Source organism: Flavobacterium sp. LM5 (assembly GCF_002017945.1).
In the GTDB taxonomy this organism is placed as follows: Bacteria; Bacteroidota; Bacteroidia; order Flavobacteriales; family Flavobacteriaceae; genus Flavobacterium; species Flavobacterium succinicans.
Window position 1 is genome coordinate 62,273 of record NZ_MUFX01000004.1, and the last position, 12,746, is coordinate 75,018.

The following is a 12,746-nucleotide window of genomic DNA, read 5'->3' on the forward strand; positions in this document are numbered from 1 at the left end:
TTCCTTTTTCAATAATCGATCTCACCAGTTTTATTTCTTATTTTTGGAGCTTGAAATTTTTTGAAATGAAGAAATTGATGATTTTGATAGTGGCAGTAGCCATAGGAGTTGCTTTTTATGAACAAACTAAACCAGATAAAAATGTTTATTTGATAGTTATGGCTATGATTATTTTCATGTATGGAATGATGCGATTAAGTGGTAAAACGCCAAGTAAAAATCAAGATAAAGAAGAAAATGATGTGGAATAAAGGAGATAAAGTAGCGGTACTAGACGACGATATTAATGGTATTGTTCTAGCGATCAATGGAACCCAAATTACTATTGAAACCGAAGATGGTTTTGTAATGAATTTTGCAACTCATGAATTACTTAACATGAACCAATCGAGTAATTTAATGGATGCTATTAGAAGGATTAATGTAGATGAAATTATCAAAGAAAAAACGATTCCAACACCCAGAAGTTTTGTAAAAGAACGCAAAGAAAAAAAGGAAGTTGGCGTACCTGAATTTGATTTGCACATTGAGAAATTAGTACCCAATAAGCGTGGTATGACGAATTATGATATTCTAACTTTGCAAGCCGATACCGCCAAACGCCATATTGATTTTGCGATTAGAAATAGAATACCAAAAATCGTTTTCATCCACGGCGTTGGAGAAGGAGTACTGAAAGCCGAGTTGGATTTTCTACTAGGACGTTATGACAATGTTTCGTTTCAAGATGCCAATTATCAAAAATATGGTTTAGGGGCAACTGAAGTATACTTTAAGCAAAACGCAAAGTAATTTTTATCAAAAAAAGGTCAATTCAGTAAAGAATTGACCTTTTTTTGATTGTTGATTTGAGTGTTAATTGGTGATTAATTCTCCGTAAATATAGGTGTCACCCAATAAAAAGCTGTCTTCTCCACGGGTCATTTTTGCTTTCTTAAGTATAATCGTATGTTTATATCCTGTGCCAAAAGTAGTGGTTGTTACTTCGATAATGCCTTCAGAATTAGCAATACCTGCTGCCGCCTTCCACTCTTGAAGAACAGTTGGTGTAAGTGGAGGTGTGGTAGTACAGAAAAAATCACCTGTCAACAAACCGTTATAGGATTTGTAGACTAGACTATTTTTAGTAGTACCCAATAATCCAACTCTAGGAGTATTCAAAGGAGTACTTTCGCTTTTAATTAGTTCAGGATCAATATTGCTTAAAGTTAATGCTTCGCTCTTAATAAAGTTATAAATATTTTTTGAAACAGTACATCGGTTTAGCGCCTGAGTGAAAGCAAAAGGTAGCAAAGTAGCCATGGTCACCTGATTTCCAAAAACAAACTCAGGATAAGTTTGATCTTTACCGTCTGACTTTTTAAAAGTAATATTTCTCAATACTATAAAATGATTATAGCCTGTAATTCGAGTACTATTGTTGGTCTCATCAATTTTTTTGATCGGTGTCGATGCAATTTCAACAATACCGGCTGTTGCATTCCATTGATCTGTTACAATTGGTGTTCCAGGAGGTATAGTTTCGCAAATGTTGGCTTGCGATACTTTTCCATCGTAGAAACGATACACCACCCGATTTTCACCACCGATGATAACAGATTGCGTTTTGGTTTCGTTTGGTAAAACTAATCGTGGAAGCTCCAGCAATAAGGCTTCTTTTTCGTTGAGTTTGTAAATAATACCATTAGTTTCGCATTTGGCCACCGTGGCATTGTCAAAATTAATATCTTCTAAAAACAGGTCGCCATCATCGCAACTGTTCAAAATTAGTGATAAGAATAAGATACCTAAAAATCGTTTCATTATAGAGTTTATTTTAAGCAAAAATAGAATTTTTAATTGGTATCCGCTTCATCTCTTTTTTAAAATGATGTTAATGTAGCCGATTTGTTTTGGAAGAAAAAGACAAGCCAAATGAAATTAGTACCTTTGCCGTCCTATTTAATCTAAATGAAACAAACGAAATATTATCTTGCTGCATTTTCCGCTTTCTTTATTTGGGGATTTTTCAGCTTGGCACTAAAACCTATTGCCGATTTTCCTTCTTTGGACATTCTTTTTTACCGTGTTTTTTTTAGTGTTGCACTTTTGACGCTTTTGAATGTTGTTTTTAGAAAAAGTGTGATTCGAGAGAATTGGGTTCTTTTTCTAAATTTTGAGTCAAAAGTTAAGAAAACCATTTTGTGGTTGACATTAGGAGGAAGTTTAATACTGGCTTCGAATTGGTTTATTTTTATTTATGTTGTCAATCACGTTAGTGTGAAGGCAGGTTCCTTGGCTTACTTGATTTGCCCGATACTGACGACCGTTTTTGCCTTTTTTCTTTTAAAAGAAACACTTTCAAAGACGCAATGGTTTGCGGTTTCATTGAGTGTTGTGAGTTGTTTGTTGTTGTCAATGAATGATTTACATGATATTTTTTATAGCTTGGTGGTAGCGGCGTCTTATGCGCTCTATTTGGTAAGTCAACGAAAAAACAATCAAATGGATAAACTATTGGTGCTCAATGTGCAGTTGCTTTTTATTGCGCTGTTGATACTGCCATTTTATCCTATTTATAGCGGTCCGCTTCCTACAACACCTTTGTTTTATGGTTGTTTGTTATGTATTGTGGTCTTTTTTACGATTATTCCTTTATTTTTAAATTTGTTTGCATTGAAAGGAATTTCCTCTGCGACAGTTGGAATTTTGATGTATATCAATCCAATGATTAATTTTGCAATTGCTTTGTTGTATTTCAAAGAGAAAATAAATGGAATTCAACTCTTTTCGTATGTACTGATTTTGATTTCTGTTGTGATTTTTAATAAGAAAGTGATATTGGAACTATTGAAAAAATCGAAAGAAAAACGATTGGTTGCCTAAAGAACGCAAAGCATTCGCATTTAAAAAAAAATAGCCACGAATAGCACAAATAGGCACTAATTTTTTGCAATTTTTAAAATGGAATGGCACAAATTTTATAGATCTTAAGAATTCGTTCAATAAAAAACTGTTGCAAATTAGTGTTTATTAGTGTTGTTTGTGGCGAAAATTTTAAAAGTGAATTTCCTGTAAAGAACGTTTGGTTTTGCAGGGTTTGCGTGAGGGTAGAAGTGGAGCTCTTTTTTAGAGACTTTTTTGGCTCTAAAAAAAGCGGGAACGGATGCCCGACCCGACTTTTTTTGGCGGGGCACGCCCAAATAAAAATGAATAGTATTTAATTATGAAAAAAGTATATCTCGACAATGCTTCTACAACTGCGATGCGTCCCGAAGTGATTCAGGTGATGGTAGATTGTATGGCGCAAGATTATGGAAATCCGTCGTCTACGCATAGTTTGGGGCGTCACGCCAAAAGTATTTTGGAACTGTCTAGAAAGAGCATTGCCAAGGCTTTGAATGCTACGGCGCAAGAGATTTTGTTTACATCGGGTGGGACTGAGGCCAATAATTGGATTTTACGTTCGGCAGTGAAGGATTTGAAAGTGAGGCGAATTATTTCGAGCAAAATGGAACATCATGCGGTTTTATATCCTATTTTGGAATTGCAAAAGGAGTTTGGTGTTCAAGTGGAATATGTAGAAAATTCGGTTGATGGCGTTCTTGATTTGACGCATTTAGTGAGTTTACTTTCTGAATCTACGGAGAAAACGTTGGTGAGTTTAATGCATGTGAACAATGAAACGGGGGTGGTTTTGGATTTGGAACGTGTGTCACAAATTTGTCAAGAGCATCATGCTTTGTTTCACTCGGACACGGTGCAATCTGTAGGCAAAGCGATTTTGGATTTGCAAAAAGTGCCTGTAGATTTTATAGTGAGCAGTGCCCATAAATTTCACGGTCCAAAAGGCGTTGGTTTTGCTTTTATTCGAAAAAATTCGGGTTTGCAGCCTTTGTTTTTTGGTGGAGAGCAAGAAAAAGGACTGCGTTCTGGAACCGAAGCAATTCATCAAATTGCTGGAATGGCAAAGGCTTTGGAAATTTCTTATGCCAATTTAGAAGCTGAGCAGCAGCAAATTAGTGCTCTAAAGCAGTATTGTTTGGAACAATTAGCGTTGCACTTTGCTGGAGTGAAAGAAAATGGAGTTGCTACTTTTTATCCGATTTTGAATGTGCAATTGCCTTTTTCAGCGGATAAAACGGCTATGATTTTGTTTTATTTGGATATGAAAGGGATTTTTGTTTCAAGAGGAAGTGCTTGCCAGTCGGGAAGTGTGAAGCCGTCGCATGTATTGGCTGAAATGCTCTCGGAAGATGATTTGAAAAAACCAAGTTTGCGAATATCGTTCAGTCATTTATCCACTCAAGAAGATGTAGATTTATTGATTGAGGCGTTGAAGGGCCTTTAAGGCTCTCTTATAAAAATGCAAAACCTGACAATTGTAAAGTTGTCAGGTTTTTTGTTATATACAATTTTATGTTATTCGAACAATCCTTCGATGCTCAAATAGCGTTCCCCGGTGTCGTAGCAAAAAGTAAGTACAGTTGCACCATCTGGGATTTCGTTTAGTTTTTTAGCTACAGCGGCTAAAGAGGCACCAGATGAAATGCCTAACAGGATTCCTTCTTCTTTAGCGGCTCTTTGTGCATAAGCAAATGCCTCGTCTTTGCTAACTTGTATGGTGCCGTCAAGTAATTCGGTGTGTAAATTGGTGGGTATAAAACCAGCACCAATCCCTTGAATTGGGTGTGGACTTGGAGCGCCTCCACTAATTACAGGAGAAGCTTCTGGTTCTACCGCAAATACTTTTAGGTTAGGAAAGTGTTGTTTTAGGATTTCTGCACAACCTGTAATATGTCCACCAGTGCCCACTCCAGTGATGAGGTAGTCAATTCCGTTTGGAAAGGCGTTGATGATTTCTTGGGCTGTTTTTTGCTTGTGCACCTCAATATTTGCAGGGTTTTCGAATTGTAGTGGTGACCAAGAGTTTGGGATTTCGTTGACTAGTTCTTGCGCTTTTTCAATGGCGCCTTTCATTCCTTTTTCGCGTGGTGTCAATACAAATTCTGCACCGTAGATACTCATTAAGCGACGTCTTTCTATGGACATTGATTCTGGCATAACCAAAATAAGTCGGTATCCTTTCACTGCCGCCACCATAGCTAAGCCAATGCCTGTATTGCCTGAGGTAGCCTCGATGATGGTACTTCCTTTTTGTATAATTCCTTTTGCTTCTGCATCTTCAATCATGGCTAGAGCAATACGGTCTTTGATACTAGCCCCAGGATTGGCACGCTCTAGTTTTATCCAAACGGATGCTTTATCTCCAAAAAGTTTATTGATTTTTACATGAGGCGTATTGCCAATTGTTTCAAGTATGTTGTTGTAAGTCATGATTGTAATTATTTAGTTTTAAATCCTAGTAAATTTATAGAATAAATTGGTTTTACCAAAACAGCAACAGTTAATTCTATGGTAAAATGAAATTACATAAAAAAATCCGTTTTGTTATACACAAAACGGATTCTATATTTATCTATAATCTACTTAAGAAGATTTAAAACAAAATGTTACAAGTGAATTACTTCGCCATAAGCATCAGCTACGGCTTCCATAACCGCTTCACTCATAGTTGGGTGAGGATGGATGGCTTTTAAGATTTCGTGACCTGTAGTTTCTAATTTACGAGCTACAACTGCTTCAGCAATCATATCCGTAACACCAGCTCCAATCATATGGCATCCTAACCATTCGCCGTATTTAGCATCGAAAATTACTTTCACAAAACCATCTGCAGCTCCAGAAGCTTTTGCTTTTCCAGAAGCAGAGAATGGGAATTTACCAATTTTCAATTCATATCCTTTTTCTTTGGCTTGTTTTTCTGTCAAACCAACAGAAGCAATTTCTGGCGTTGCATAAGTACAACCTGGTACATTTCCGTAATCGATTGGTTCTACGTGCAGACCTGCAATTTTTTCAACACAGTTGATTCCTTCTGCAGAAGCAACGTGTGCCAAAGCTTGTCCTGGAGTTACATCTCCAATAGCATAGTAACCAGGAATGTTAGTAGCATTGTATGCATTTACTAAAATTTTATCTCTATCAGTAGCAATACCTACTTCTTCTAATCCAATGTTTTCGATGTTGGTTTTGATTCCAACAGCCGATAATAAAATATCTGCTTCTAAAACTTCTTCACCTTTAGCCGTTTTTACATAGGCTTTTACACCAGCACCAGTAGTATCGATTCTTTCTACTGAAGAGTTAGTCATAATTTTAACTCCTGCTTTTTTCATAGAACGTTCCATTTGTTTTGAAATGTCTTCGTCTTCTACAGGAACAATATTTGGCATAAATTCTACAATAGTAACCTCTGTTCCCATTGAGTTGTAGAAATGTGCAAACTCTACTCCAATTGCTCCAGAACCTACAATAATCATTGATTTAGGTTGAGTTGGCAAAGTCATCGCTTGTCTGTAACCAATTACTTTTACACCATCTTGTGGTAAGTTAGGTAATTCACGAGAACGAGCACCCGTAGCAATAATGATGTGATCAGCACTGTATTCAGTTACTTTTCCATCTTTATCAGTAACGTCAAGTTTTTTTCCAGCTTTTAGCTTTCCAAATCCGTCAATAACGTCAATTTTATTTTTTTTCATTAAGAACTGAACGCCTTTGCTCATTCCGTCAGCTACACTTCGGCTGCGGTTAACTACAGCACCAAAATCTTTGTCAAATTCTTTTACAGTCAATCCATAGTCAGAAGCATGTTTTAAATAATCAAAAACTTGTGCTGATTTTAGTAAGGCTTTAGTTGGGATACACCCCCAGTTCAAACAAACGCCACCAAGATTTTCTTTTTCAACTACAGCTACTTTAAAACCTAATTGTGAAGCTCTAATGGCTGTTACATAACCTCCAGGCCCACTTCCTAAAACTATAATATCGTATTTCATTTGTATGTGTTTTCTAAATTAATTTCAAGTTGCGAAATTAAGGATTTATTTTAAAAAAAATTAGACCTTTCAAAAGTTTATTAGTTCGTAGCATCCGTAAAAACTATTATTTCATTTTTAAGAAAGCTTCCTTATAATTACTTGTTGAAAAATATTCGTTTTTTAATTTTTTCAAATGATTGAGGACTTCCTCATGTTGCGGATATTTTGGATTAAGACAATCTTTAATTTCCGTGTCCGTTACTGTTATCACTAAATACCAAAAACCTGTTCTAGTTGCGTAAAAATCTTCTAATAATGACTCTTTTCCTTTACTATTTCTATCAGCATCTATAATAAATGGGATCAAATTTATTGTTTCTGTTGTTCTCTCACGTTCAAAAAAAGATAAATAATACCTAGTGTTATTGATAGTAATTGGCACATTTGAATCGACATTGAAATGCTTCAAATTGTATTTAGTGTTGATGAAATTATAAAACTCATTTGCATTCTTGGGGTCTTCAAAAATGTATCCGTAAAAATTTGGTAAGTCTTTTTTGAATTTTTTTGCCTTAATGATTTTTTCTCCTTCGATATTTGGAGCAATTTTGTACGGTATGCAAGAATAAGCTAGGAGAATTAGAAGCCAACAACTGAGTTTTTTCATACTGCTAAGTAAGAACTAATTATGTGAATGTAATAATTAATTCGCTATTGAAAACTGCGAATCATACAGGTTTTTATAAAAACCATTTTCTAAATTCAATAGCTCAAAATGGGTTCCTTGTTCTACAATCAAGCCTTTGTCCATAACTACGATTTTGTCAGCGTTTACAATTGTAGCCAGACGGTGCGCAATCACTATTGAAGTTCTGCCTTGCGTAATGGTTTCGGTGGCGCGCTGAATCAATTCCTCTGAATACGTATCGATAGATGACGTGGCTTCATCCAAAATCAAAATGCTCGGATTAGAAACAAAAGCACGTAAAAAAGCAATCAATTGGCGTTGACCAGACGAAAGCATAACCCCGCGTTCTTTTACGTCAAAATTATAATCATCAGGCAAACTCATGATAAAGTCATGTACTCCAATTTTTTTGGCAGCAGCTACTACTTCCTCTCTTGTAATTTCAGGATTATTAAGGGTAATGTTGTTGTAAATAGTATCGGCGAACAAAAAAACGTCCTGAAGCACCACCGCTATTTGTTTTCGTAAAGAACTTAATGAATAGTTGTCGATATTTTCGTTATCAATACAAATCGTACCGCTGTTGATTTCGTAAAAACGATTCAATAAATTAATTATAGTCGATTTTCCTGCGCCTGTAGAACCCACAATAGCAATGGTTTGTCCGGCTTTTACTTCCAAATCGATACCTTTTACCACTTCTTCGTCAGGGATATAGCCGAATCGTACTTTTTTGAACGAAATATTTCCCTTGAAAATCGGCGCTTCTACTGTTCCTTTGTCTTGAATTTGGTCTTCGGTATCCAAAATATCAAACACACGATTGGCTGCAATCATTCCCAATTGCATTTCGTTGAATTTATCCGCGATTTGGCGCAAGGGATTGAATAGCATTCCGATAAACATAGTGTACGAAAACAAATCTCCAAATGTGGTAAAGTTGTCACCGTTCAATATTTTGATTCCACCATACAAAACGATAAATCCTAACGTCAATGACGAGATAATATCAGCAATAGGGAAGAAAATGGAGTTGTACAAAATTGTTTTTATCCACGCTTTTCTATGTTTATCATTAATGTTTTTGAATTTATCAAACTCAATATCTTCACGATTGAACAACTGAACGATTTTCATTCCTGTTACGCGTTCTTGAACGAAAGTGTTCATATTCGCAATTTGGGTACGAACTTCCTCAAAAGCCACTTGCATTTTCTTTTGGAAAATACGCGTGAAAAAGACCAAAACCGGCATGGCTACAATGACAATCCAAGTGAGTTTCCAGTTCATATAGAACATAAAAATAAGTACCACAAGCATTTTCATCAAATCACTAATAATCATGAAAAGTCCTTGACTAAAAATACGAGCAATGGCTTCAATGTCCGAAACACATCGGGTTACGACTTGTCCAACAGGAACCAAATCAAAGTATTTCATCCTAAAACTGAGCAAATGTGCAAACAATTTAATTCGGATGTCTTTTACAATATCTTGGCCCAACCAATTGGCCCAAAACACAAAATAGAATTGCGAAAAAACTTCTAGAAGCAATACAATTCCCATCAAAGACACATACAAAAGTAAACCTTGTTGGTCATGGGTTTTGATGTATCCATCGACTGTTTGCTTTAACAAATACGGACGTAAAGCTGCAAAAACCGATAAGGAAATGGCAAAGGCAATGACCCCATTAAATCGTAATTGATAGGGTTTTGTATATTTTAAAATTCTTTTGAATAATCGAGTATCGAATGCTTTTGCTTTCATGTTTAGGAGCTATTTCCCGCTATCCGTTATAATCTTTTTTGTTTTTAAAGGAAAAACAAAAAAGGATTTCCACTACTATCGGGGCTATTTTAGGTATTCATAAGTGATTTCGGTTAAGTACAAACCATGCGCTGGAACCGAAAAACCTGCTTTCTCTCTGTTCTTGCTTTTTATGATGTTTTCAAAATCAATCAAAGTGATTTTATGTAATCCCACATTGATTAATGTTCCTACAATAGAACGCACCATATTTCTCAAAAAACGATTGGCGGAAATGGTAAAAATCAAACGATCTTTTTCCTTTCTCCAAACTGCGTCAAATATAGTGCAATCAAATGTATTTACATCAGTATTCACTTTCGAAAAGCACTGAAAGTCGGTATGATTTAATAATAATTTAGCAGCTTCATTCATTAAGGCTACATCCAAATCTTGGTGGTAATACCAACTCAATCCTTCTAGAAAAGGATTTTTTAGGGTATTGATATGGTATTCGTAAGTGCGTTTGGTAGCATCAAATCGGGAATGCGCTTCATCGCTTACGGGGATAATGTCAAATATGGCGATATCTTTTGGTAAATACGAATTGAGTTTGTGTACCAAGGTTGCTGTTTCTAGTTTTTTTTCACTATCAAAATGAGCATACATTTGGCTGGCATGTACGCCAGTATCGGTTCTACCAGCCCCCATAATATTTATAGTGGTGTTCAAAAGCACCGAAAGAGCTTTGTTCAGCGTTTCTTGGACAGATCTGGCATTGGGTTGGTATTGCCAACCGTGATAAGCAGTTCCGTTATAGGCTAATTGTATAAAGTACCTCAAGATGTTTTGTGATTTTGGGTTGTAATCGTTTTAATGCGTTACAAAGGTAGGGTAACGATTGCTTGTTTTATTGGCTGCAAATTTACAATCTTTAGAGTGATTTTTTTGTTTTTATATCATTTTTGTAATTGCCTGAATAAATGCCGAATGTTTGATGCTAGCCCCGATGGGAGGGAATATCCTTTTTTTTATACCTGTCAGGTTTTAAAACCTGACAGGTATAAAAAAAAGATAGGAAGGACAGCGGGAATCCCTGTTTATTTTTAGCCTTTTGTTTGGCTCCAAAAAAAGAACTTCAAATTTTGGCTGGAATGAGGGAGAAGCGCTTATTTTTGCTGTTTTTTATTTTTAATCCTCCATAGTATGACCAGAATTCTTTTGCTCTCAGATACGCACAGCCACATCGATGAGGCGATTTTGAAACATGTAGCTTGGGCTGATGAAGTTTGGCATGCAGGTGATATTGGAGATTTGAATGTGACCGATACGCTAAAAAAACACAAGCCTTTGCGAGCAGTGTACGGTAATATTGATGGGAATGAAGCTAGAATTGAATTTCCCTTACACAATCGTTTTGTGTGTGAGCAAGTTTCGGTTTGGATTACGCATATTGGCGGTTATCCTGGGAAATATATTCCTGCTGTTAGAGATGAAATGGCTATGAATCCGCCTATGTTATTTATTTCTGGACACTCTCATATTTTGAAAGTTCAGTTTGATAAGAAGCATAATTTGTTACACATGAATCCCGGTGCTGCTGGAAAAAGCGGTTTTCATCAGGTTCGTACACTGTTGCGATTTGTGATTGATGGCGATAAAATTAAAGACTTGGAAATTGTCGAAATGAAAAAATAATTATACAATTGGGACAACTAGCTTTATGGTTGTTCCTTGATTTTTTTTGGAGGTGATTACGAATTCTCCTTTCATATTGTTGATTCGTGCTTTGATTCTGTTGATTCCGTAACCATCGGTGCTGTTTTTTTGAAGGTCATTAAATCCTTTTCCGTTGTCTTGAATGGTGATATGAAGTTGTTGATCTTCTATGATGGTTTCAATTTTGGAGTAGTTGGCTTTACTGTGTTTTAGTATATTGTTTATCAATTCTGAAACAATAAAGTAGAGTTTGATTTCGAATGTTTCATCGAATCGAGTCTCAATATCGATGGTGTTGCTGTAGTCAAACTTGATATTGGAATTGGAGTTTTTTTCGCACAAATCTTCTAAGGCGAAAAACAAACCAAACCGGACGAGTAAGGAAGGCATGAGTTCATGTGAGAGGTCTCTCACTTTGTGATGGGCATCATCAAGAATGTGTTTTGTTTTTAGGATTTCTTCGCTCGGTGTTTGGGTAGTGGTACTAAAAACATTCAAATGCATGCCTGCAGATGATAATAACGCACTAATATTATCGTGTAATACCGTGGCAATTTTCATCCGTTCAGACTCTTGCCCATCAATAGTAGCATTGATTATGTTTTGTTGTACTTTGTTTTGAATCTCTTTAATTTTGTCTTTATGCTTGTATTTTTCATGTAACGAAACGGCATAAAAAAGAAAAAATACTAGTAATGAAAATACGATGATTAGCACTACCTTTTTTTTGTTTTGAGCTTGTTGTTCCATCCAAAAGGTTTCTTTGGTTTTGAAAGTTGAAGCAATAGTGGCTATTTCTCTTTTGTATTCTTCAACTTCAAGATTAATCCCTGTGTTTTTGGCTGTTTTTATCTTGCTGTCGTTTTGAATTTGATTGGTTAAATCTTCAAATTTTTTACCGTAAGTGTAGGCTTCTTTGAATTGTTTAGTTTTGGCTAAAAACAGGGAATAATTATAGTATACAACTGATAAATCAAATTTCTCATTGCTATTTATACCAAATTTTATGGCCTTTTGATAAAATTGAGCAGCTTTTGGGTAATCATTTAGGTATTCAGAATACATACCGTTTAGCATATTGAGTATAGTGAGTGTTGATTCATCAGCATATTTTTTTTGGTATTTATTTAAGTAATCCAAAGAACTCTTGCCGTTGGAGAATTGATTTTCTTGAAAAAAAGCCCAAGTAATGTTTAATTTTCTTAAGAATATTTTACTGGTATCGGCAATTTTTTCTGTGTGAAATAATGATTTTTGGTAATGTTCTAGACCTTTTTTATATTCTTTTTTTTCAAAGAAATAAATGTTGGCTAGATTGTTGTAAATTTTTCCTTTTAAAGTGTCATCTTCGGTTTTTTTGGCAAATATTAAGCTTTTTTGGTAATAGAAAAATGCTTTTTCCAATAGGAACAAATCATCGAAATTCACTCCAATTACGTTATAAGATTTCGCAATTAATTTATTGTCTTTGAGTAGTAGAGCTTTAGAGAGCGCGAGATTGGATTGCTTTAAGGACGTTTCGTAACGGTCATTTTTCCAATTTTCAATGGCTTGATTGAGTAGTTTTTGGATTTTTTGTTCTGTGACAACTTCATTTTGTGAATAGCAGATAATAGGTAAAAGGTACCAACAAATTTTAAAAATTATTTTTCCAAAAGAATTTAGTAGTGGATTCATGTGTACTTCAAAATTGTTTTCTGGTTTACTATTCGTTGAATGTATCGGTA

The 12,746-nt window shown here is 35.4% G+C and carries 12 protein-coding genes; 5 read left to right on the forward strand and 7 right to left on the reverse strand.

Going from position 1 to position 12,746, the window contains the following annotated elements:
- The first annotated feature begins 65 nt into the window (after positions 1 to 65).
- Both BXU11_RS12500 and BXU11_RS12505 read left to right on the forward strand, forming a co-directional pair.
- Positions 66 to 251 (forward strand): hypothetical protein, encoded by a 186-nt coding sequence (locus tag BXU11_RS12500; RefSeq protein WP_024982148.1) that lies wholly within the window; start codon positions 66 to 68, stop codon positions 249 to 251.
- Positions 241 to 792, forward strand: coding sequence for a Smr/MutS family protein (locus BXU11_RS12505; RefSeq protein ID WP_078212760.1), 552 nt, complete (start codon positions 241 to 243; stop codon positions 790 to 792). Before BXU11_RS12500 ends, BXU11_RS12505 begins: the two co-directional genes overlap by 11 nt.
- A gap of 63 nt (positions 793 to 855) precedes the next feature.
- On the opposite strand, the gene BXU11_RS12510 is transcribed toward BXU11_RS12505, so the two are convergent.
- Complete coding sequence (locus tag BXU11_RS12510) at positions 856 to 1,803, reverse strand: hypothetical protein (RefSeq protein WP_078212761.1); 948 nt, start codon at positions 1,801 to 1,803, stop codon at positions 856 to 858.
- A gap of 147 nt (positions 1,804 to 1,950) precedes the next feature.
- Here BXU11_RS12510 and BXU11_RS12515 point away from each other — a divergent pair, with 147 nt between their 5' ends.
- Both BXU11_RS12515 and BXU11_RS12520 read left to right on the forward strand, forming a co-directional pair.
- Positions 1,951 to 2,865: an EamA family transporter gene (locus tag BXU11_RS12515; RefSeq protein ID WP_078212762.1), complete on the forward strand. Its 915-nt coding sequence runs from the start codon at positions 1,951 to 1,953 to the stop codon at positions 2,863 to 2,865.
- A 340-nt stretch (positions 2,866 to 3,205) separates the two neighbouring features.
- On the forward strand, positions 3,206 to 4,330 hold the full coding sequence (locus BXU11_RS12520) for a cysteine desulfurase family protein (RefSeq protein WP_078212763.1): 1,125 nt from the start codon (positions 3,206 to 3,208) through the stop codon (positions 4,328 to 4,330).
- A 71-nt stretch (positions 4,331 to 4,401) separates the two neighbouring features.
- Here the strand turns inward: BXU11_RS12520 and cysK are convergent, their stop codons facing one another.
- From cysK to truA, 5 genes are all read right to left on the reverse strand, one after another.
- Positions 4,402 to 5,316 carry a cysteine synthase A gene (gene cysK / locus BXU11_RS12525; protein ID WP_078212764.1) on the reverse strand — a complete coding sequence of 305 codons (915 nt, stop codon included), beginning with the start codon at positions 5,314 to 5,316 and terminating at the stop codon, positions 4,402 to 4,404.
- Positions 5,317 to 5,492: 176 nt separating this feature from the next.
- Positions 5,493 to 6,881: a dihydrolipoyl dehydrogenase gene (gene lpdA / locus BXU11_RS12530; protein ID WP_078212765.1), complete on the reverse strand. Its 1,389-nt coding sequence runs from the start codon at positions 6,879 to 6,881 to the stop codon at positions 5,493 to 5,495.
- A 106-nt stretch (positions 6,882 to 6,987) separates the two neighbouring features.
- Positions 6,988 to 7,530 carry a hypothetical protein gene (locus BXU11_RS12535; RefSeq protein ID WP_078212766.1) on the reverse strand — a complete coding sequence of 181 codons (543 nt, stop codon included), beginning with the start codon at positions 7,528 to 7,530 and terminating at the stop codon, positions 6,988 to 6,990.
- 36 nt (positions 7,531 to 7,566) lie between these two features.
- Entirely contained in the window at positions 7,567 to 9,321 is a 1,755-nt protein-coding gene (locus BXU11_RS12540) for an ABC transporter ATP-binding protein (protein ID WP_024982140.1), read from the reverse strand.
- 84 nt (positions 9,322 to 9,405) lie between these two features.
- The gene (truA, locus tag BXU11_RS12545; protein WP_078212767.1) at positions 9,406 to 10,143 is read right to left on the reverse strand and encodes a tRNA pseudouridine(38-40) synthase TruA; all 738 of its coding nucleotides are present in this window, start codon (positions 10,141 to 10,143) and stop codon (positions 9,406 to 9,408) included.
- Positions 10,144 to 10,506: 363 nt separating this feature from the next.
- On the opposite strand from truA, the gene BXU11_RS12550 reads away from it, so the two are divergent.
- Positions 10,507 to 10,998, forward strand: coding sequence for a metallophosphoesterase (locus BXU11_RS12550; protein WP_078212768.1), 492 nt, complete (start codon positions 10,507 to 10,509; stop codon positions 10,996 to 10,998).
- Here BXU11_RS12550 and BXU11_RS12555 read toward each other — a convergent pair whose 3' ends face one another.
- The gene (locus BXU11_RS12555) at positions 10,999 to 12,696 is read right to left on the reverse strand and encodes an ATP-binding protein (protein WP_139363501.1); all 1,698 of its coding nucleotides are present in this window, start codon (positions 12,694 to 12,696) and stop codon (positions 10,999 to 11,001) included.
- Positions 12,697 to 12,746 lie beyond the last annotated feature (50 nt).